A 21,246-nucleotide genomic window follows, 5' to 3' on the forward strand; every position below is an offset into this window, starting at 1 on the left:
TATTACAATGAACAATTGGAAAAAGCTATTACTTTCTCTTACTTTCGTAGGTCTCATTCTTCCGGTGACATCCATCTCAGAAGCTGCTGAAAAATCCGCTGGTAGTGAAAATCTTGTTCCTGTTCGTGAGATTGCAGAAAAGAATGGGGCAGAGGTATCTTGGCAACAAAAGACAGGAGAAATCACAATACGAAAAAGTGAGCTTACTATTGTAGTTAAGGTAGGAGAGAAACAGGCGATGGTGAATGGGCAAGCCATATCCTTAGACAATCCTGTTCAGTTAACGAAAGGAGTTACCTATATGGATGGGACATTTCTTACCGAGACGCTGAAGGCAGAACCTGAGGATATATTCATTTCCCTTATTAGTGAGGGCGATGGCAAGGAGGCAGCCAAGTATGTTCATACCTCTGTGAGTGGAGTGTTGTCACCCACGTTGTTGAGCCAGCTGTGGGGAGCTTTAGAAGGACAAAATGGCAAAATTACAAGTGAAGCCATAGCTAAGCATGTAGAAAATAATACAGTGCATCGCAATGTTACCTATACGTTCAAAACAGAGCTAACTCGTATAAATATTACGGTCAGAATGAATCATAACGGACTTGTGGATGATTTGCATATTGCCGCCGCTACGCCAGATGTGTATCAAAAACCAAGCTACGACGACCCATCTGCCTATACAGAACAAAACATTACGGTTGGTCAGGGTGATTTAGCTTTGCCAGGGACATTAACTTTGCCCAAGGGAGAGGGACCTTTCCCGGTTGTCGTTCTGGTACACGGATCCGGGCCTAACAATCAAGATGCTGCCATTGGTGGTGCAAAGCCGTTTCGCGATCTTGCGGTAGGTTTGGCTTCACAAGGAGTTGCTGTATTAAGATACGATAAGGTCACGTATGAGCATACCTATAAGGTGGCTTCACAGCCTAAATTCACATTAAAACAAGAGAGCGTAGATCAGGTAAACGATGCAGTGGAATTGCTTAAAAAGAATGCACATATTGATTCTACAGCGATTTTTGTAGCTGGACATAGTCAAGGCGGGTTTGCAATGCCGTTAATTATTGCTGAGGATAAACAACATGATATTGCAGGAAGTATTCTGCTTGCTGCACCAAGTAGTAGCTTTGCGGATGTGCTTACCGAGCAGCAGGACGAATTGGTAGAGCGGATGAAGCAGCTTGGTTTAGACACGGATGTCATTCAAGGGCAAGCTGATTTTTATAAAAATGTGGCTGCGATGGTTAAAGATCCAAAATATTCTGTAGATCATCTTCCTGAGGCGTTTCCACTTCAACCTGCTTATTGGTGGTTTGAGCAGAGAGATTATGTACCTGCGGAACTGGCTAAAACACAAAATACACCTATGCTTGTTATACAAGGCGAAAACGATGTGCAAGTGTCTATGAATCAATTCCAAACCTGGAAATCGTCTCTGCAAGGTCATTCCAATGTAACGTACAATAGCTATCCAAAGGTAAATCATCTTTTATCCAGCTATGATGGACTTTCAATCGGTCAAGAGTACGCTGAGCCATCTAATGTCTCCAAAGCCATTATCGATGATATTGCGAAGTGGGTATTAAAATCAAACTAAAACGGGAGTTCCAATCTTGGTTGAGTGATAACAATGGGAAGTGACACATGGGGCGAGATATAAAAAGAGGAACACTTACCAATATAGGCAAGTGTTCCTCTTTTTATTTATAAATTTGCTTTATTTAGACCAATTGGACTCTTTCTCGTCTTCATCGGTATAATCAGACATGGTCAGTGGTTCCTTGGGAACAACGGCCACTTTGTAGAACCGATTCTTGTCTTTTTCCAGCAAAACAAAGATTAGATTCTCGAACTCATATTCTTCCTGTTCGTTCATCTCGGGACGATGGCTGTAGAGCCATCCACCAATGGTGTCCCACTCATCTGCATCCAGGCTGGACATAAACATGTCGTTCACCTTTGATAAGGAAACCTTACCGTCCATAATGACATAGTTCTCATTGATGACTTGAATATCTTCCACTTCGTCTGCGTCGAACTCGTCGCGGATCTCACCAACAATCTGCTCAAGCACATCCTCAATGGTTACAATTCCGGAAGTTCCTCCATATTCGTCGACAAGTACGGCGATATGTACGCCATCCTTCTGCATTTTCTTGAGCAAGTCCTTCACAGGAGTTGTTTCGTGAACAGCCGATACAGGCTGAATCAGGGAGGATAGATCAACAGGTTCATCGTTTCCGTAAAGTTCCAGGAAGAATTGTTTCGTATTAATGATACCGATGATATCGTCTTTACTCTCATTCACTACTGGAAAACGTGTATATTGTTCTTCACGAATGATCTCCAGGTTTTCCTCGTTTGTTCTATTCACATAAAGGCAGACCATATCGGTCCGGGGTACCATAATTTCTTTGGCTAACATCTCATCAAAAGCAAAGATCCGGCTTACATAACCGAATTCAGCTTGGTTGATTTTACCACTTTCAAAGCTTTCATTAATAATGATCTGCAACTCTTCTTCGGAGTGTGCATCTTCATGTTCAGAAGCAGGTTTGATTCCGAACAGTTTCACCAGTTGGTTCGCTGAGCCGTTTAACAGCCAGATAAAAGGATACATAATTCGGTTAAACCAGATGATAGGTGTAGACGTCAGCAGTGCAACAGTCTCGGCTTTCCGGATTGCAATCGTTTTTGGAGCGAGTTCACCAACCACAACATGCAGATACGTGATGGAAGCAAACGCGATTACAAACGATAAGAATGAAGAAACCGCCTCAGGAATTTGCATGCTTTCGAACACAGGGTGGAGAATCTTCTCTACCGTTGGTTCACCCAGCCAGCCCAGTCCCAGAGATGTAATCGTGATTCCAAGCTGGCAGGCAGACAAATATCCGTCCAGATTGGCAACGGCTTGTTTAACAGCCAGCGCACGCTTGTTTCCTTCTGCAATCATTTGGTCGATCCGGCTCGGTCTAACCCGTACCAGAGCGAATTCCACTGCGACAAAAAACGCCGAAAGTCCTATCAAAATCGCAACCAATACTAAATTTAACGCATACCTCTCACTGTCCATTCACTACTGTTCTCCTTTAAGTAATAAGTTTTTAACGATTATTATATCTAATTTTACGTAAGAAGACCACCTCCAGACAAAGAAATGAGGAAGAGTCTGGAAGGTGGAATGAGCAGATTGGCGTCACAATGCGAATCTGTTCCATCATTAAACTGATATGTAGAAGGTAACACAGTCAGAATATACAATGAACAAAGTAGAAATTTGAATTTCCAGAATGGAGTATTCCGTCTGCTTATGTAAAGTTTTATCTAAGCAAACGTTACGAATAGGGGGTACATTGGGTATCTATGATTAGCTGTATACAGAATCGTCAAAGCTGTGTAGGTGAGAGAAGGGCAAGGTCATGAAGCTTGCCACTTGAGGAGGAAGCCGAATGTTCTGGCTGGTCATTATATTACTCGTATTTATTTTCCAGGCAGCTACAATTCTTTTGTTGGAATTTCGTAATCCGGCTAAAGCTGTGGCTTGGCTGTTTATTTTGTTCTGCGTTCCTTTGATCGGTTTTGTAGTGTACTATTTCGTGGCGCAGGATTATAACAAACGAAAAAAACTCCGCAAGGGTGGATCGCGCATCTTCCGTGAAATGAAGGAAACGATCTGGGAACAAGCCCACATCATTGGAGATGTCAAACAGATGCCTGGAGATCGTTTCAGTCACCAGCATCGATTGTTTAACCTGTTATCCCATTTGTCAGAGAGCCCGATTACAGGTTGTAACCACAGTACGGTGCTCACAAATGGTGAAGAGGCATTTGCGGCAATGCTGAGGGAAATGGAAAAAGCAAAGCACCATCTGCATGTGGAATTTTACATTTTCCGTGATGATGTGATCAGTACGAAGTTTCAGGATGTCATGATTCGCAAGGCACAGGAGGGCGTGAAGGTTCGGTTTATATGTGACGGTCTCGGCAGTCACAAGATGAGCTGGAGTTTTATCCGCAAACTGCAGGATGCAGGTGTGGAGTTTCATTATTTTCTACCGCCACTGATTGCCACGATTGACCGAAGAGTCAACTACCGGAATCACCGTAAAATAGTCGTTGTGGATGGACAGGTTGGCTTCGTGGGTGGCATCAATGTAGGCGATGATTACCTTGGACAATATCCGGAGGTGGGTTTCTGGCGGGATACACATGTGCAGATCGAGGGAGATGCTGTATATTTCCTGCAAAGTACGTTTCTTAACGACTGGAAATTGGCTTCCGGTGAGCGAATTACCGAACCCCAGCTTGCGGAATTGTTTCCACCTCATATCTGTAGCGGGGAAGAACGAATTCAGATTCTGGCCAGTGGGCCGGATCAGGACTGGGATGCGATTCAGGAAATGTGTTTTGGGGCCATTTCGGTAGCCTGTGACCGGATTTACATTACCACCCCTTATTTTATTCCTGATCCTGCCCTGTATGAGGCACTCAAAACAGCTGCTGTCAGTGGCGTTGATGTGAAAATTATCATTCCGTATCAATCCGATTCAAAGCTTGTTCATTTGGCGTCCCTTTCATATGTAGAGGAACTTCTGCGAGCAGGTGTTGAGTTCTTCCAATATCGCAAAGGTTTTGTACATGCCAAAGTGATGATTGTGGATGAGTTGCTTGCAACGGTAGGCACGGCCAATATGGATATGCGCAGTTTTTTTTGCAATTTTGAGTTAACGGCTGTCCTGTTCGAATCCTCTCCGATTCGTCGTTTGATCACTGACTTTGAACGTGATCTCGGGGAATGCAGTCAGATCGATGGGGAGGTATTTCAGAAGCGTTCACGACGGCAAAAAGGCGCAGAAATGCTTTCTCGGATGCTTTCTCCGCTTCTTTAGCCGATTTAGGGCAGATTTCTGAAGATAAGTTCACTTTTTGTGAATTTATCTTCTTTTTGCTAAGTATTTTGCGCAAATTTGATCTTTTATGATATAATAGATATATAAATCATGTCTTGGCGAAGGAGGGGAGTCTGCGGGAAAACAGGCTCCCTTTTGCTCTCTTTTGAAAGTGCAAACCGGGATGAATAACATTTTGAATCCATTTTATATCGCTTTTAGATGCTTGCGCTGTATAGCCAGGGTACATATAGAACGCAGTTTGCTGTTCTCCATATGTAGATTCACCCTGAGTATTTAAATGATTTATAAAATGGATTCACACACTGATTTAACGGGGGGGATACCATGTCCAATGTAACGGTGAAAGAACTAACAGCCAAGCAAGCTGACCGCGGGGTCAAAAGCTCGGTGTTTACATTAAAGTTGCTGCAACGTATTGTGATGATTCTGATCGGTGCTGCACTAATGGCTGTATCGCTTGAAGTGTTTCTCGTACCGAATGGTGTTATTGATGGTGGGATTACGGGGATTTCAATTATGGTGTCAGAACTTACAAATTTGCCACTCGGAGTATTCCTGACCTTGCTCAACTTGCCTTTCCTGATTCTGGGTTACAAGCAGATTGGTAAAACATTTGCGTTATCCACGCTGCTGGGGATTGTGGTCATGTCCATCGGGACATCATTATTGCACCATGTTCCTGCATTAACACCAGGGGAGCCTTTGCTCGGAGCTGTATTTGGCGGATTGATCCTGGGTGTGGGTGTTGGACTTGTCATTCGGTCTGGCGGTTCACTGGATGGTACGGAGATTGTGGCCATCTTGCTTAGTGAGAAGTCACCTTTGTCTGTAGGACAGATCGTATTGTTCATTAACGTGTTTATTTTCGCAGGTGCAGGATTTGTATTCGGCTGGCCGAATGCCCTGTATTCCATGATTGCATATTATATTGCGATGAAGATGATTGATATTGTGAATGAAGGACTTGACCAGTCCAAATCGGTATGGATCATTAGTGAGAAGTATCGTGATATCGGTTCAGCCCTGACAGACCGTCTTGGTCGTGGTGTAACTTTCCTGGATGGAGAGGGCGGATTCAGCGGGGACGAGAAAAAGATCATTTTTGTGGTGATCACCCGTTTGGAAGAAGCGAAGCTGAAGACCATCGTTGAAGATTGGGACCCGCAAGCCTTTGTGGCTATCGGTAACATTCATGACGTGAAGGGCGGACGTTTCAAGAAAAAAGGTATCCATTAGCGATTGATATACGCATGAATGATAATAGCCGACACCCTTATGATGAGGGAGTCGGCTATTTTTTCTTCAAATGTTTGAGAATGTGTTCAACGGGTTGGGGTTCAACAGCTGCGATTAAATCACCGGTTTGGTTCAAGCGTTCAATAATGTTCATCAGATGGTAATCCTGGATGGAGACGTTACTTCTAACCTCATCCCAGGTAAGGGGTGTAGAGACAGTGGCGCCAGATTTGGCACGTGGTGTATAGGGAGCGGCAAGGGTCTTGCCTCCATAATGCTGGAGATAGTCAAAATAAATGCGGTCTCCACGGTCCTTTTTGAGTCGTTCCAGTGTGAACAGATCCGGGTGCTTTTGAGTGACATATTTGCCTACAAAATAACCAACCTCTCTCAATTCATCAAAGGTTACCCCTTGCACAATGGGAACGATGATCTGAACTCCTGTTGCGCCCGAAGTTTTGGGAATGGACCTCAGACCAAGGGAAGTCAGGGTTTCGCCAACGATGAGTGCAGCTTGCATGATCCGCGGCTCATGTTCCTGAGAGGGGTCCAGATCAATCATCCATTCACTGGGCAGATGGCTTCCCACAGTATGCAGAGAAGGATGAAATTCAAGTGCAGCCAGATTGCCAAGCCATAACAATTCGGGAAGTCCATTCATGACCACGTAGCGGATGCCGTCGTGAACTTCAGTGTGTACATAATCTGGTACAGGCTCAGGAGCATTCTTTTGATAGAAAAATGTTCCTCCGGCGCCGTGGGGATATCTTATCGTGGTGAGAAGTCGATTGCTCGTATACGTGAGCAGATAAGGAGCCAGAGCGGCCAGCTTTTGCAGATAGATGGCTTTGGTAACACCTGCTTCCGGCCATAAGAGCTTGTCCGGGTTCGTTACCGTCAGCTCAGTGCCTTCTATTATGATGGTTCCCTGGATCTTGGGGGCCATATGGAACACCTCCTATATGCTTAATGAATTATTGAAACATGGGCCGAAACACGAGTGCAGCGAACTCTTCATCATGGAAGAAGCTGGTTCGCCAGGCAATCCTCGCGGGTTACATCCGCAAAGGTCTGAATACTGGGATGGCGTAGAGTGTTATGGTGGGTCAGCTCCATATATTGCACTTTGACTCCTATTTGCGGTTCCACCCAGGTGGTCTCTGCACTGCGCTCGGGTACATTATGGAACGGTCTGTCCTGCCTGATCAGAGGCTCGACTTGATGTGTGAGTTCCCGCCACGTATTAGAGTTCAATTTGCCAGTCCCGACATGACCAATATAGACAAAATCAGGCCCATCATATACACCAACCGCGACGGCATTTACAATACCGCTCCGGTACGTGACTCCCCCGATCATGGCATATACATCATGCATGATTTTGACCTTCTGCCAGCGCTGGTCCTTGCCCTGTATGCCATAACTGCTGGTGAGATCCTTGCAGACGATGCCTTCCATCTGATGTTGTCTCATGACCGTAAGTAGGGAAGCGGCATCAAGTGTATTGGTGACCTCCTGAACATGGGGAGCGGTGTTAAGGACCTCGTGCAACAGGCGCTGTCGATCTGCCAAAGGCTGATCCGTCACCCATTTCCCCTCATAAAACAGGATATCAAATACCATATATGTGACTGGAATCTGATGTATGGCTTGGGCGATACCTTCGGGTCTGCTCATCCGATCCCGCCGCAGAACGTGATAAAACGAAGGTTTTCCGGTGTCTGGGTCCAGCGCAATAACTTCTCCATCCAAGATATAAGAGGAGCCTGAACATAAATTGCGTGGTGTTACCAGCTCGGGATACTGTGCAGTTCGATCATGTAATCTGCGATTCACCAGGCGCAGCTCATGCCCGTCCTCATAGGCAAGCATGCGGACTCCATCCCACTTGACCTGGGCAATCCATTGCGGACCTGTGGGCAAAGTATCTCTGGAGATAGGTTCGAACGGAATCAACGGTTTGAACATGGGGAACTCCTCTCTCGTACACCAATTAGCGCAGGTTAATTCGGAATTTTACTATATCTTTTGAAGCGGGACTTCATATGATGCACCAGAGTTAGAAGTAACGGAAGTGCTACGCCACAGGTCAGATCCCAATCAATCCAATAAGGAATAACAACCTTGAGATAAAAGTTCTCGTTCGGAGAGATTAGAATAGACATGGCGAGAATAAGCATGGCACCCGGCAGGATCAGAGAACGGTGACTGGACAAGCGAAACAGGTGAGCGACGCCCAGGACAAAACCATAGAAGAACAGAGCGGCTTTGAAGAAAACAGCGATAATCCAGACCGATGCTATGAAGGCTTCGATGCGTTGCATAAAGTTTCCGATATTGATTTTCTGTGAAAGGATGAATGAAGCGAACCAGTGATGCTGGGTCATCCATGGTCCCATAACGAGCAGACACATACTGAGCGTCAGTGTGAGTAACAATCCGCCAATCATCCCTGCTAACAGGATGTCCTTCTCCAGATGGGGCTCTTTTTTTGTGTAGGGAAAAAGCATCATGAAGATGCATAGTTCACAGTAGGGATATGTGAGTACAGCAACAAAACCTTTGAATGGATCAAGAAATCCTTGTGCAAGCACAGGTTGGATGTTGGCCAAATGTACATGAGGGATTAGACATACCGTCAGAATAAGCAGAAACAACACGATCAGCGGAAGAAAGACCTCAGCAGTTTTACCAATGCTCTCCAGACCCGATAGAAGCCCCCAGACAAGCGCACACATAAAAACCATATGCAGAATCAGTAATGGAGATTCCGGCAAGATCTGGGTAGACATAAAATCGCCAATCTCCCTAATGAACGTTGAGGTACTGATCAGGAAATAAAAGAGATAAAAAGAGCCAAACAAGGTCCCGATCCAGGGTCCCAGTGTTCGAAGGGCATTTTGAATCAGATTTAACCGGGGATGCAGTTTGTAGGCAACAAGCATAATGAAGAGTATGCCAAGGCCCCCTGCGACTCCCAACAAGGCTGATAACCAGGCATCCTGATGAGCGTAGGATGTGATCATGGAAGGGAAGACCAGAATCTGCTCCCCAATTGTGCACAGGAACATGAGTGAAGCGAGCTGTCTAACAGTCAAACGTCCCTTTTCGATCATGAGGTATCTCCTTAACATATCTTGTCTATGTATTGGTTAGAATGCACCAATTGTGCCAGTTTTATAAAAGCCAACTCAAAAAGCCCGTGCAGCCGATCTCTCTGAGATGTAGAGAAATCAGTTACCCGGGCTTAATAAAATGAGGTTAAGCAAACATATTGTAACGCCTAAACAAAATCAGTTCGCAGTTGTCAGACGGATACGAATATTTTGTGGGTCTACCGTAAACCAGGTACCCTCCACTTGTGTAACGACTGCACCGGATTGACGCAATTGTTCAAGTGCCTGATCCAATTGTTCCTTTGTGGCGTACACAATGGTGAAGTAGTCAATTCCTGTAGCGTTATCTGGATTGACAGGTGCATTCACTCCTGCCCAGATATTAAGTCCCAGATGATGATGATAGCCGCCTGCGGATACAAATAGTGCTGACATGTTCGCAAAGTTACCCACGATATCAAAACCGAGTATGCCGGCGTAATAGTTGCGGGCTTCTTCCAGGCTGCGGACGTGGAAATGTACATGACCAATAACGGTGCCAGCAGGCAGACCCTGCCAAGGTTCATTCTCCGATATGGCAAACAAGCTTTCCACATCAACCGGATCACTTGCCATCACGTAGTTATTGTCGCTATCCCGTTTCCAGGTATCACGTGCACGGTCAGCATAGATCTCAATCCCGTTCTGATCGAGATCGGAGATATAGAAGGCTTCGCTGACCAAGTGATCGCCTTGGCCGATATCGATACCGGATGCAGCCAGATTACGAAGAGCAAGACCCAGGGACTTGCGGTCGGGCAGCAGGATGGCGAAATGATACAAGCCAGCGTGTGAGCGTTCCGGCAGGGTAATTCCATCCGTGAGCTCTTCCAATCGCAGCAGGGACTGTTTTCCGTCTGCTGTCAACGTAGCCACTTTGTCACTACGCTCCAGTAATTTCAATCCAACCACTTCGGTATAGAACTTAATTGAACGATCTAGGTTCATAATTCGCAGACTCACTTCACCCAGATGGGTTGTGGCAGGGATTTGATACGTTGTATTCATGATTGTTTCCTCCTGATCATAGATAATATGGGTTCTCGTTTGATTGTGTATATGCGTTGAAAACGGATTATTTAATTGCATACTGTTAAAGCAGAATTACAGCGTGACTGTATATTTATAAATAAGTTACTTTTCATAAGTTAATATAAAATATAAATCAGCTTTCGTCAATCGTATTCTACGATTATAGCTGGAGTTTTACTGACAAGAACTGTTTCCATAGTTCTGTAAAACAAAAAAATCCGACTGTGAAGCCGGATCGGAGTAAACCTCATTACATGAGTTATATAACGGAATCGGTCTTGCCTTAGCGACATTCAAACTTTTGGTTTGGGTGTCGCCTTTTTTCTTTTGGCTGGTGTCGCAGGTGTATCGGATTCTCCTCCGGCAACCGCTTGAGCAGGCGTTCTTCGCGGTGCACGTTTCTTAGGCTTGGCCGTTGTTGTCCCAGGGTCAGCCGGAATAGGCTTCACGGCCTCGATACTAGCCTGTAAGGCAGCCATCAAATCCATTACATTGGCTTCAGGTTTGGCTGGAGCAATCTTGATTTCTTCGCCTGCCACTTTGTGCTGAATGAGATCCAGCAGTTTGCTGCGGTAGTCATCGGTGTATTTACCGGGTTCAAAAGGCGTGGACAATTGGTCAATCAGCAGCTTTGCCATCGTGAGTTCCTTCTCATTCACGTTCTGTACTTCCGGCAAGTTGGGCACCTGGGAGACAGGGCGAATCTCGTCCGGGTAGAAAATTGTCTCCATGGAGAGGCAATCTTCCAGCACACGTATGGCAGCCAGACTGCTCTTCGAGCGAATGGAGATTTTGGCGATGCCAATTTTTCCGGTATCCCGCATCGCGTTCATCAAGAGCTGGTAGGCATTTCCACCAGCCTGATCGGGCGATAGGTAATATGTTTTCTGAAAATAAATCGGGTCAATCTCAGTCAAGTCGACAAAATCCAGTATGGTAATGGTTTTGCCGGTGGAATCATTTAACGCTTCCAATTCATCTTTCTCGAAGAGTACAAACTTTCCTTTTTCATATTCATAGCCTTTGGTAATCTCTTCCCACTTGACGTCCACTTCACAGGAGGGACATTGACGAACATAAGCGAGCGGGCTACCGCAGACTTTATGGATATAGCGCATGGAGATGTCTTTGTCTTCGGTAGCCGAGAACATTTTGACAGGGACATGCACAAGGCCAAAACTGATTGCACCTTTCCAGACGGTATGCATAGATCGGCTCCTTTCATTGAGGTACCTTTTAGAGGTTGTTCAAAAATTCCATCTTCTCGGTACTGAAAACTGGACTTTTTGAACACGGATTTATATTTAATAGTATGGGCATCTGGCGCAAGGGATAATCGTCTAATGGACGAACGAATTCGTATGGTTCGGCGAGACTCGGGGATGATAACAGAAACATGCTTGAATTCCGACAGGAAGATGGGCATGGGATAGGTAGTTATTCTCGCAGCACATATGCCGGGAGGTGCAATATTGAAGAACAGACGTGATGAGGAAGAAGCACACAAGCATGCATTTTCTCCATATCCTCTTGCGGAAGCCGAAAGTGCTGAAGAATTTTATACACCCGCAACAGCTGTGAATTGGGAAGCGGTCACTTCGGAAGAATTGCCCCTTGATCGGGAGTCGTTCATGCTCGACATTGACCGGATGGTGAATGAAGGGTTAGGCGGTGGACAGGTTACGGAAGATAACGGTTATATTGGTGAAAGTACAACAGACAGCATGGTTCGAGAATCACATGATGATCCGGAAGGGGAGTATGAATAAGATGATGGATGCAAAGCGCGCCAAAGCGATCTATGATTCGAAGGATACCATTGCCGTTACGCTGGAGGGAGATCCAGTCTGGATCGAGAATGTGGATGAAGCGAATGGCATGGCGACCGTTCAGGTTGGCAGCAGACCGGGAAATACCCAGACGGTACGTGTGGATCGCTTGGAGGAGTAGATACAAGTAACATATAGTTTATTGAGGGATTCGAGAATGAATAAAAGCTGAAATATATGCATAACACGGCCGGTACCGAGAGGTGCCGGTTTTTGGTTTTTCCCAGTAGGTGTTTGAAACTTCGAAGGAAGCGAGTTTTGAGACACGTCTAATAATGCATGTTATACTTCCGCTTGCCTCCTTGGATGTTGCGGGGGAAGAAAGGGACCGATATAATAAGGTTCAAAGTGAACTCAGGCGGCTGGACCGCCAAAGGTGGGGCGAATATTGAATCAGACGCACGAGCAGTGGGTGTATCAATCCCATGGCATTGCAGATACAGAAGCACTCGCTTCCGCACTCGCCAGACAGGCAAACGCCGGCATGGTGATTGCTTTGGATGGTGATCTGGGCGCGGGAAAAACGGCATTTTCACAGAAATTTGCCTGGCATTTGGGTGTACGTGATGTGGTAAGCAGTCCCACATTCACGCTAATCAAGGAGTACGAAGGGCGTCTGCCTTTATATCACATGGATGTATATCGCATATCGCTGGAAGAAGCGGATCAGCTTGGACTTGATGAATATTTTTATGGAGCCGGAGTCAGTCTGGTGGAGTGGTCGAGTATCATTCCCGAATTGCTGCCGCAAGAGCACTTGCATGTGCAGATTGAAACAACGGGCCTGGAGGATCGAACGATTACACTGGATGGGTACGGCGAGACTTATGCAGCCATGTGCCGACAGTTCAGACAGAATGGGGTCAAATGATGATGGAAGATTTACAAAAAGAGCCGCGTCAGCGGTTTTTGGCGTTGGATACATCCACCGCAGTGATGGCAGCTGCGATGATGGAAGATCATGCGCTTCTGCAAGAACGCAATGAACGGGCTGAGCGCAACCATTCGGTACACGTTGTACCGGTGATGGAGCAGCTGCTGGCCGCCAGCAACACACAGCCTGGCCAACTGGACGGCATTGCCGTTGGCGTTGGCCCAGGCTCGTACACGGGCATCCGCATTGCGGTGACCGCGGCGAAGACACTGGCCTGGGCGTGGGACATCCCCGTAGCCGGGGTGTCCAGCCTTCAGGCCATCGCCTGGGGCGGCTGGCACAGCGGCCTCGCTGCCAAGGCGGAAGCTGCGGCAGAGGATGCCGCAGCAGGGGCTGGCGGAACGCTATCCGCGGACCAGGGCAGCACAAGTGCTGCCCCTGTCCACTGGATCGTTCCGCTTGTGGATGCACGGCGCGGTCAAGCGTGCACCGCGCTGTTTGCCTCCGCCGGGAGCGATGCGCCCCGGCGTCTGGCGCCTGATGCCATCCGCAAGATGGACGGATGGCTGGAAGCCCTCGCCGCCCGCATGGCGGAGGCGGCGCCGGAAGAGCGGCCCGCAGCCGTCTGGATCGTCGGCGAGACGGGCCCTCATGCTGCGGCAGCGGCGGAGCTTCGCTGCCCCGCAGGAACGGCACTCCAGCTCGTACCTTATGAGCTGGAAGGCCGCTGGGTTGGGCGCCTTGGCGCCGCCGCGCTGCTTGCAGGTCAGCGTGATGACGTGCATGCGCTGGTGCCGAACTACACTCAGCTGTCTGAAGCGGAAGCCAATCTTCTGCGCAAAGGCTGAAAGAGGTTGTTCAAAAAGTCCGCTTTTGATTACGAAGGATGCCTGGTGGCATCATCAGCATCGATTATGGAATTCAGCCGAAATGTCCGTTGCTCACGTAGTTTTCCCTACGCTCCGCTACTCCATTTCTAGCTTCATCCCATCTTCTCGGTACTGAAAACCGGTCTTTTTGAACACGCACTAAAGGGGGGAAAGCAGATGGACAACGTGGCGAATAATAAGCAGGAAGCAACGCTTCAGTTCAGGTTCATGACACTTGCGGATATTCCCGATGTGATGGAGATTGAACATGAGGCCTTTACCCTGCCCTGGACGGAAGAAGCATTTCAAAATGAATTGACACACAATCATTTTGCTAAATATATGGTGATGGAATTAGAAGGAAAAGCCATTGGCTATGCAGGTATGTGGACAATCATGGATGAAGCCCATATTACCAATATTGCAGTCAGAGGCGCGTATCGTGGACGCAAGCTTGGCGAAAAGTTACTGGATGAATTAATGAGCACAGCGGCTTATCTCGGGATGGAACGAATGACGCTGGAGGTCAGAGTCTCGAACAGCATTGCACAGCGTTTATATCAGAAAAAAGGGTTTGAATCGGCGGGTCTTCGTAAAGGGTATTACTCCGATAATGGGGAAGATGCGATGATTATGTGGGCGAACTTGCCGTCTGCAGGCCGGAGCGGCGAAGAGGAAGGAAGCGTACTGGATTCATGAACGAACTCAATGAAAAAATAAATTCTGCACCATCCTACATTTTGGCGGTGGAGACAAGCTGTGATGAAACATCGGTAGCAGTAGTCAAAGATGGACGGGAAGTGCTGTCCAATCTGATCTCAAGTCAGATCGAGACGCATAAGGCATTTGGTGGTGTTGTACCTGAAGTGGCTTCACGCAAACACGTTGAAGTCATTACGTTGATGCTGGAACAGGCGATCGAACAGTCCGGCATTCGTCCACGTGATCTAAGTGCAATTGCCGTGACGCAAGGTCCGGGGCTGGTCGGTGCACTGCTGGTGGGTATTGTTGCGGCCAAAACGATGGCCATGGCACTGGGCAAACCGCTCATTGGCACACATCATATTGCCGGGCATATCTATGCCAACCGACTTACTCATGAACTGCAATATCCAGCGATGGCACTGGTCGTATCTGGTGGACATACAGAACTTGTGCATATGGAATCCGAGGGTAAGTTCAAACTGATTGGTCGTACACGTGATGATGCTGTAGGCGAAGCGTATGACAAAGTAGCACGTGCATTGGGTTGTCCTTATCCGGGTGGCCCGCATGTGGATCGGATGGCATCTGAAGCGGAGGACGTAGTGCCATTACCACGGGTATGGCTGGAAGCAGGTTCGTACGATTTCAGTCTCAGTGGTCTGAAGTCTGCTGTACTGAATGCGCTCAACCAGGCCAAAATGCGCGGAGAAACCTTGGAGCCGTCTGCGGTTGCACGTGGTTTCCAAGAAGCTGTTGTTGAAGTGTTGGTGGAGAAAGCCGTTAGAGCAGTTCGTGAGTATGGTTCACGTCAACTGTTATTATGTGGTGGTGTTGCAGCTAACCGGGGGTTACGCTTGGCATTACAGGAGCGATGCACGAAGGAAGGGCTTGAACTGTTAATCCCGCCAATGGAATATTGTACGGATAACGCGGCCATGATTGGAGCGGCTGCGTATCTGAAATGGCAGCGGGGAGAAATTGCTGAATTTGATGCGAAGGCAGATCCAGGACTTTCCCTGGAGGAATGGTCCGTTCAATCCGTATAGTCAGGCAGTTTGAGATTAAGAGTTGACAGCAGGGATGTAAAGAATGTATATTTAGTTACAAATTTAAACAGGAATTCAGATTCCTGAACTGATAAACGCGATGAACAGGAATAGTAAGGTCATTCCCGGTCTTAGAGAGCTGCGGTATGGTGCAACGCAGTCGAAGGAAACCTGAAACTCACCTGGAAGCGGAACGATGGAACACGGTGACTCCCTGGGAGAATCCGAAGGCCGATCATGGCCCAAAGTACATGGTTACGGGTTGCCTCCGTGAATGGGCCGTTGTCGGTAGGACCGTTATTTCAAGGATCGACTGACGATAACTGAGGGGGCTTTCAGGCTGCTTCAAGTGATCCGGATATGCGAAAGCATTCAGGAGTTGTCTTGAATGAACAGGAAGGAAGTCAACAAGAGTGGTACCGCGAAGGTGAACAGCCTGTCGTCTCTTGCATTATTGCATGAGGTGGCAGGCTTTTTTTGATTTTCAAAATAAGGATGAATGAAGTAGGTCATATTATAAATGTGATGAACGGGAGCAGTAGAACGATAAAGCGCTCAGAGAGCTGCGGGGTGGTGCGACGCAGTGGCTGGAATCATTCGAATCTCGCCCGGGAACGGAGCTGTGGAAGCGTGGGGACGATATCAATCTCCCAGTTGTCCTGATGGACAATAACATGTGTTACATAGCAACGGTTAACCCCCGTTATAGGGTGTTTCTCCGAATTCCAGTGGTGTCGTGTGCACATGCACAATCCATTGGATCTCGGAGACGACGAGGTGGATGGAGTCTGGCGCAAGCCTGGCCCATCAAGCAAGAGTGGTACCGCGGAGGGGATAATAACCCGCCGTCTCTTATATGAGATGGCGGGTTATTTGTGTTTGCTGCCGGCAGCAGGGTGGGCATGGGAAGAACCATATGGAGATTGAAAAGTCAGAAGGTCAGGGTGTAAGTCGACGTACACTCTGTTATGAGGGTAAGCAGGATATGTAACGAGTAATGAACATCGAACATCAAGTATAGGCACTAAAAATTCAACAGGCTTTAATGATTACCAAGGACTAAGCTACAAATAACATACGCGTTTACAAACAAAATATATAACAACAGTGACGGAGATCATCAACAGGTGTTTTACCCTCGTGGATCGTAACAAAAATGATTATAAAATTTGATGGAGGTTGATGGATATGACAACAACTAATAACAAACGCATGATTGAGATTTTTGATACAACACTGCGCGATGGAGAACAGGCACCAGGAGCAAGTCTGCAACCCGAGCAAAAGATTGAACTGGCACACCAACTGGCTTCTCTGGGTATCGACGTCATTGAGCCTGGATTCCCGATCTCCAGTCCAGGTGAGTTCGCGGCGGTTCAGGCGATTTCGAGACAGTTGCAGAACGTGGAGATCTGTGGATTCGCGCGTGCGGCCAAAGGTGATATCGATGCAGCTGTTCAAGCAACAGCGGATGCAGCACGGCGCCGAATTCACCTGTTTATCTCTTCTTCGGATATTCATATTGAGCATCAACTGCGCCGTCCGCGCAGTGAAGTGGTGGCTACCGCTCGTGAGATGGTATCTTATGCACGTCAGTTCACGGACATCGTAGAGTTCACAGCTATGGACGCTGCCCGTACCAAGATGGACGATTTGATTGAAATGGTTGAAGTCGCCATTGAAGCTGGAGCGAGCATTATTAATCTGCCGGATACGGTCGGTTATGCTCTGCCACATGAGTATGGTGAGATGTTCCGCCGGGTGCGTGAGGGTGCAAGAGGCGGCGATCAGGTTCGCTATAGTGCTCATTGTCATAATGATCTGGGCTTGGCCGTAGCCAATAGTTTGGCTGCGATTGCCAATGGAGCTACCCAGATTGAAGTGACCATTAATGGTATCGGAGAACGGACGGGGAACTGTGCACTGGAAGAGCTGATTATGGCGCTGGAGACTCGGGGAGACGCGATTGGTGCAACGACGAACATTAAGCTGAATCAGCTATATGAAACTTCACGGCAGATTAGCCGGGCGATGCACTTCCCGATTGCATACAATAAACCGGTGGTGGGACGTAATGCGTTCCAGCATGAATCAGGCATCCATCAGGATGGTCTGCTGAAGAATCGGAATACCTATGAGATTATGGACCCGGAAGCGCTGGGTATTCCGCGCAGCATGATTATTTTGGGCAAACACTCCGGTCGTCACGCCCTGAAGGATCGGGTTCGCAAATACGGTTTTGAACCGGATGAGCAACAGATGGAGCAATTATATGAGGTGTTCAAAGAAACCGCAGACCAGCAAAAAGTGGTCAGTGATGACCAGTTATTACAGATGGTTAGCCAGACCATGAATATTCCTGCACAGGACTATGAACTGGTTGAATTGCAGGTGACGGCGGGCAGCATGACGGATCGAATGGCCGCCGTACGTATTCGCACAAGCGCTGGAGAACAATCTTACTCCGCTGTTGGCGGTGGACCCGTGGATGCGACCATTCGTGCGATTGGTCAGAGCATTTCCGATGATATTGCATTTGTTGATATGGAGATGCATGCCTTGAGTGGGGGAGAAGGTGCAAGTGCAGAAGCAGTAGTTACTGTGGAGCGTGCAGGGCGTGAGTTCCGGGGAACGGCAACACATAATGATATCGTCATGGCTGCCGGTCTTGCGTATGTAGCGGCTTGTAATGCTGCTGGGCTGAAGGCCGAGTCTTCCGAACATCATGAACAAGAAGCGCATGCGTAAAACATCTTTGCCAGATCGCATCTACAGCGGCAATAGTAGCAAGTGCGATTTGATGTAAATATGCATGGCATATAGTAAATAAATGACGGGCAGGCCTTGAACGACAAAGGTCTGCTTTTGTCTTATTATGGAGGAACATTGAGTAGCGGGAGAATGCATTTGTCAAGGTGTGACTATAGTTATCCACATATCCAGTGTAATTTGTGGGTAACTACCGCAAAGTCAAACCAGTATAGTTTTCGAAACGAAAAGGGTTTAGGGGATAGAATGACTCCTTACTATCCACAAAGTTGTGGATAAAGTGGATAACTTAGTGGATAAATATGGTTTTTGTGTGTAAAAGGCTATTCTACCGCTGTATAATTAAGCTTATTAATGTGCTTGCTATCTTGCTTTCTTGTGGATAAGTGTGAGGGGAAGGGGGATAAAAATATTTCTCTTCATTCGAGTAAATTTGACAAAAGCCAAAACAGCTCTCCCAACCTCCGTTTGTTAGAGTTCAATCTCATGGAACATAAAAAACATAAGGTGCATACCTTCAATACTCATCCTTAACAAACAAAAAGCTGATCCCAATAAGGAATCAGCCGATGGTACAACTATACTTGTATGGACGCGATCAAACCATGTTATGAGTCTGTACTATTGGTACTATTCCATAGCTAGTTCTTCCCAGTCCTCGTATGCCTTGATGAGTTCTGCTTTGTGTTCCTCCGTTTGTTGCTGGAGTTCTTGCAGCTTCATATAATCCTGATAGATTTCAGGCAGAGCCATCTGTGCCTCAAGATCTGTAATCTTCGTTTCCAACTCCGCAATCTGTTGTTCCAGAGCTTCCTGCTTGCGTTGCCGGTTACGTTCTTCACGTTTCGCCTGTTTTTCCGCTTCGAATGAAGCCGCTCCGGATTTTTCGGTTGTGGCTGTGTTCAGATCGGATTTGGACGAGTTCTTGGCTGAAGCCTGACGTGCCTCAGCTGCTTCACGTGCGATGTCCTCAAGCTCCTGTTTCTTCTCCACATAATCATCATAATTACCGAGATAGTGTTCCGTGCCGCCTGGATGAAGCTCGACAATGCGCTCAGCCATTTTGTTGAGGAAGTACCGGTCATGGGAGATGAACAGCAGAGTGCCTTCATAATCCATTAACGCCGCTTCCAGCACTTCTTTGGCAAACAGGTCGAGATGGTTCGTAGGCTCATCCAGAATGAGCATATTCGCTTCCTTCAGCATCAGCTTGGAGAGAGAGACACGTGCTTTCTCACCGCCGCTGAGGGAGGAGATCTTCTTGAGCACATCGTCACCGCTGAACAAAAAGTTCCCCAGTACGGTCCGAATGCGTGCTTCTTCCATCCCGGGATAGGCACTCCACAGTTCTTCCAGAACCGTATTGGACGGATTGAGCCCAGTCTGCTCCTGATCATAATAGCCAATCTGCACTTTTGTTCCCCATTGGATATCCCCGGTTACCGGACGCAAACTTCCGGTGAGGCACTTCAGCATGGTGGATTTACCAATACCGTTTGGACCAATCAGAGCAACCGTTTCCCCGCGCCGCAGATCGAAGGATACATTGCGGAACAATGGAGAAGCCTCATCATAAGCGACAGACAGCTGATCCACTCGAAGCACTTCTTTGCCGGACATAACGGCGGTTTCGAAGGAAAAATGAGCTTTTTTCAGATCACCCATCGGTTTATCGAGGCGCTCCATTTTGTCGAGGGCCTTACGGCGGCTTTGAGCCCGCTTGGTCGTCGAGGCACGCACGATATTTTTCTGGACAAAATCCTCCATCTTGGAGATTTCACCCTGTTGTTTCTCATATTGCTTCATCTGAGTTTCATATTCGGCAGCTTTGAGTTCCATATAACGGCTGTAATTGCCCGTGTATTTTTTGGAGCGGTGACGTTCGATCTCCACGATGGTTGTTACGAGTCGATCAAGGAAGTACCGGTCATGGGATACCACGAGCAGTGCGCCTGAATAACCTCTCAGATAATCTTCCAACCAAGTAAGGGTGGCGATATCGAGATAGTTGGTAGGCTCGTCGAGCATGAGCAGATCGGGTGCCTGAAGCAAAATACGAGCTAGCGCAAGGCGTGTCTTCTGCCCGCCGCTTAGAGTAGCAATAGGGGTGTCTGGCGAAAATTCGCCGAATCCCATCCCGTGCAGTACGCTGCGAATGCGGGTTTCCATCTCATAACCGCCATGGTCCTTGAACCAATCGGAGCGTTTCGCATAACGTTCCAGCAGGTCCGCGTACTTTTTCTCATCTTCCATCTGGGCAGGGTCGGCAATATCGCGTTCCATCTGACGCAAATCTGCTTCAGCCTGTGTCAGGTGAGCGAAGACGTTCATCATTTCTTCCCAGATGGTACGGTCGGACTGCAGCCCGCTGTTCTGAGCCAGGTAACCGAGCGTTGTTTCTTTGGATTTGAAAATCTGTCCCCCGTCATAGGACATTTCACCGGCTACAATTTTGAGCAAAGTGGATTTTCCTGCACCGTTTACACCAACGAGGCCGATGCGCTCGCGTTCTAATATTTGTAAGTTCACGCCGTCCAGGATTGGATCGACACCAAAACGTTTGATAATTCCGGATACTTGCAGCAGCATAAAATTAAGTTCCTCCATAGGTCCAGTTCTTGATATGACAACTATATCCCAGTTTACATGAAATACAGAGCAATTGCACCGATTGGGAACGCATGGGGCATGTAGTCTTTTTGATCAATCAATGATAAACTGAAAGAAGGCATGTTATTACATGAGGATTTTGCAGAAAATGAATCATTTTAACCATTTCAACAAGATGACAACTGGTCATAACATATAAATTGTT

General features: G+C 47.4%; 17 protein-coding genes and 2 other annotated features. Of the genes, 10 read left to right on the forward strand and 7 right to left on the reverse strand.

Going from position 1 to position 21,246, the window contains the following annotated elements:
• Positions 1-7 precede the first annotated feature (7 nt).
• Positions 8-1,597, forward strand: coding sequence for an alpha/beta fold hydrolase (locus NZ043_RS15850; RefSeq protein WP_339308844.1), 1,590 nt, complete (start codon positions 8-10; stop codon positions 1,595-1,597).
• 120 nt (positions 1,598-1,717) lie between these two features.
• Here NZ043_RS15850 and NZ043_RS15855 read toward each other — a convergent pair whose 3' ends face one another.
• Positions 1,718-3,076: a hemolysin family protein gene (locus NZ043_RS15855; protein ID WP_091033797.1), complete on the reverse strand. Its 1,359-nt coding sequence runs from the start codon at positions 3,074-3,076 to the stop codon at positions 1,718-1,720.
• Positions 3,077-3,452: 376 nt separating this feature from the next.
• Between NZ043_RS15855 and cls the strand changes: the two genes are divergently transcribed.
• Positions 3,453-4,892: a cardiolipin synthase gene (gene cls / locus NZ043_RS15860; protein ID WP_133386728.1), complete on the forward strand. Its 1,440-nt coding sequence runs from the start codon at positions 3,453-3,455 to the stop codon at positions 4,890-4,892.
• 348 nt (positions 4,893-5,240) lie between these two features.
• A complete protein-coding gene (locus tag NZ043_RS15865) occupies positions 5,241-6,152 on the forward strand; it encodes a YitT family protein (protein ID WP_036611290.1) in 912 nt (303 codons plus the stop codon).
• A 55-nt stretch (positions 6,153-6,207) separates the two neighbouring features.
• Here NZ043_RS15865 and ligD read toward each other — a convergent pair whose 3' ends face one another.
• From ligD to NZ043_RS15890, 5 genes are all read right to left on the reverse strand, one after another.
• Complete coding sequence (ligD, locus tag NZ043_RS15870; protein ID WP_091033789.1) at positions 6,208-7,098, reverse strand: non-homologous end-joining DNA ligase; 891 nt, start codon at positions 7,096-7,098, stop codon at positions 6,208-6,210.
• Between the two features lie 71 nt (positions 7,099-7,169).
• The gene (locus NZ043_RS15875) at positions 7,170-8,120 is read right to left on the reverse strand and encodes an RNA ligase family protein (protein WP_339308846.1); all 951 of its coding nucleotides are present in this window, start codon (positions 8,118-8,120) and stop codon (positions 7,170-7,172) included.
• 35 nt (positions 8,121-8,155) lie between these two features.
• On the reverse strand, positions 8,156-9,268 hold the full coding sequence (locus NZ043_RS15880; RefSeq protein WP_339308847.1) for an endospore germination permease: 1,113 nt from the start codon (positions 9,266-9,268) through the stop codon (positions 8,156-8,158).
• Positions 9,269-9,445: 177 nt separating this feature from the next.
• On the reverse strand, positions 9,446-10,315 hold the full coding sequence (locus NZ043_RS15885; protein WP_133386732.1) for a VOC family protein: 870 nt from the start codon (positions 10,313-10,315) through the stop codon (positions 9,446-9,448).
• A 317-nt stretch (positions 10,316-10,632) separates the two neighbouring features.
• Positions 10,633-11,547: a Ku protein gene (locus NZ043_RS15890; protein WP_133386733.1), complete on the reverse strand. Its 915-nt coding sequence runs from the start codon at positions 11,545-11,547 to the stop codon at positions 10,633-10,635.
• Between the two features lie 264 nt (positions 11,548-11,811).
• Between NZ043_RS15890 and NZ043_RS15895 the strand changes: the two genes are divergently transcribed.
• The 7 genes from NZ043_RS15895 to NZ043_RS15925 all read left to right on the forward strand — a co-directional run bounded on the left by NZ043_RS15895 (position 11,812) and on the right by NZ043_RS15925 (position 18,410).
• Positions 11,812-12,108 (forward strand): hypothetical protein, encoded by a 297-nt coding sequence (locus tag NZ043_RS15895; protein ID WP_036668952.1) that lies wholly within the window; start codon positions 11,812-11,814, stop codon positions 12,106-12,108.
• A gap of 4 nt (positions 12,109-12,112) precedes the next feature.
• A complete protein-coding gene (locus NZ043_RS15900) occupies positions 12,113-12,289 on the forward strand; it encodes an H-type small acid-soluble spore protein (protein WP_026081228.1) in 177 nt (58 codons plus the stop codon).
• Between the two features lie 267 nt (positions 12,290-12,556).
• Positions 12,557-13,039: a tRNA (adenosine(37)-N6)-threonylcarbamoyltransferase complex ATPase subunit type 1 TsaE gene (tsaE, locus tag NZ043_RS15905; RefSeq protein ID WP_133386734.1), complete on the forward strand. Its 483-nt coding sequence runs from the start codon at positions 12,557-12,559 to the stop codon at positions 13,037-13,039.
• Positions 13,036-13,890: a tRNA (adenosine(37)-N6)-threonylcarbamoyltransferase complex dimerization subunit type 1 TsaB gene (gene tsaB, locus NZ043_RS15910; protein WP_206105812.1), complete on the forward strand. Its 855-nt coding sequence runs from the start codon at positions 13,036-13,038 to the stop codon at positions 13,888-13,890. The genes tsaE and tsaB overlap by 4 nt, the downstream gene beginning before the upstream one ends.
• 198 nt (positions 13,891-14,088) lie before the next feature.
• Entirely contained in the window at positions 14,089-14,610 is a 522-nt protein-coding gene (gene rimI, locus NZ043_RS15915) for a ribosomal protein S18-alanine N-acetyltransferase (RefSeq protein WP_036668955.1), read from the forward strand.
• The gene (gene tsaD, locus NZ043_RS15920) at positions 14,607-15,662 is read left to right on the forward strand and encodes a tRNA (adenosine(37)-N6)-threonylcarbamoyltransferase complex transferase subunit TsaD (protein ID WP_133386735.1); all 1,056 of its coding nucleotides are present in this window, start codon (positions 14,607-14,609) and stop codon (positions 15,660-15,662) included. Before rimI ends, tsaD begins: the two co-directional genes overlap by 4 nt.
• Positions 15,663-15,753: 91 nt before the next feature.
• Positions 15,754-16,112: a binding site (T-box leader), on the forward strand.
• A gap of 66 nt (positions 16,113-16,178) precedes the next feature.
• Positions 16,179-16,518, forward strand: a binding site (T-box leader).
• A 332-nt stretch (positions 16,519-16,850) separates the two neighbouring features.
• Positions 16,851-18,410 (forward strand): 2-isopropylmalate synthase, encoded by a 1,560-nt coding sequence (locus NZ043_RS15925; protein WP_339308848.1) that lies wholly within the window; start codon positions 16,851-16,853, stop codon positions 18,408-18,410.
• Between the two features lie 651 nt (positions 18,411-19,061).
• On the opposite strand, the gene NZ043_RS15930 is transcribed toward NZ043_RS15925, so the two are convergent.
• Positions 19,062-21,020, reverse strand: coding sequence for an ABC-F family ATP-binding cassette domain-containing protein (locus NZ043_RS15930; RefSeq protein WP_091033765.1), 1,959 nt, complete (start codon positions 21,018-21,020; stop codon positions 19,062-19,064).
• Positions 21,021-21,246: the final 226 nt, after the last annotated feature.

Origin of the sequence: Paenibacillus sp. FSL k6-2145 (assembly GCF_037976585.1) — a bacterium.
In the GTDB taxonomy this organism is placed as follows: Bacteria; Bacillota; Bacilli; order Paenibacillales; family Paenibacillaceae; genus Paenibacillus.

What these genes read in the sequence shown, in the direction of transcription:
- NZ043_RS15850 (WP_339308844.1), top strand. Translation starts at nt 8, where the DNA reads ATGAACAATTGGAAAAAGCTATTACTTTCTCTTACTTTCGTAGGTCTC.
- NZ043_RS15855 (WP_091033797.1), bottom strand. Translation starts at nt 3,076, where the DNA reads ATGGACAGTGAGAGGTATGCGTTAAATTTAGTATTGGTTGCGATTTTG.
- cls (WP_133386728.1), top strand. Translation starts at nt 3,453, where the DNA reads ATGTTCTGGCTGGTCATTATATTACTCGTATTTATTTTCCAGGCAGCT.
- NZ043_RS15865 (WP_036611290.1), top strand. Translation starts at nt 5,241, where the DNA reads ATGTCCAATGTAACGGTGAAAGAACTAACAGCCAAGCAAGCTGACCGC.
- ligD (WP_091033789.1), bottom strand. Translation starts at nt 7,098, where the DNA reads ATGGCCCCCAAGATCCAGGGAACCATCATAATAGAAGGCACTGAGCTG.
- NZ043_RS15875 (WP_339308846.1), bottom strand. Translation starts at nt 8,120, where the DNA reads ATGTTCAAACCGTTGATTCCGTTCGAACCTATCTCCAGAGATACTTTG.
- NZ043_RS15880 (WP_339308847.1), bottom strand. Translation starts at nt 9,268, where the DNA reads ATGATCGAAAAGGGACGTTTGACTGTTAGACAGCTCGCTTCACTCATG.
- NZ043_RS15885 (WP_133386732.1), bottom strand. Translation starts at nt 10,315, where the DNA reads ATGAATACAACGTATCAAATCCCTGCCACAACCCATCTGGGTGAAGTG.
- NZ043_RS15890 (WP_133386733.1), bottom strand. Translation starts at nt 11,547, where the DNA reads ATGCATACCGTCTGGAAAGGTGCAATCAGTTTTGGCCTTGTGCATGTC.
- NZ043_RS15900 (WP_026081228.1), top strand. Translation starts at nt 12,113, where the DNA reads ATGGATGCAAAGCGCGCCAAAGCGATCTATGATTCGAAGGATACCATT.
- tsaB (WP_206105812.1), top strand. Translation starts at nt 13,036, where the DNA reads ATGATGATGGAAGATTTACAAAAAGAGCCGCGTCAGCGGTTTTTGGCG.
- rimI (WP_036668955.1), top strand. Translation starts at nt 14,089, where the DNA reads ATGGACAACGTGGCGAATAATAAGCAGGAAGCAACGCTTCAGTTCAGG.
- tsaD (WP_133386735.1), top strand. Translation starts at nt 14,607, where the DNA reads ATGAACGAACTCAATGAAAAAATAAATTCTGCACCATCCTACATTTTG.
- NZ043_RS15925 (WP_339308848.1), top strand. Translation starts at nt 16,851, where the DNA reads ATGACAACAACTAATAACAAACGCATGATTGAGATTTTTGATACAACA.
- NZ043_RS15930 (WP_091033765.1), bottom strand. Translation starts at nt 21,020, where the DNA reads ATGCTGCTGCAAGTATCCGGAATTATCAAACGTTTTGGTGTCGATCCA.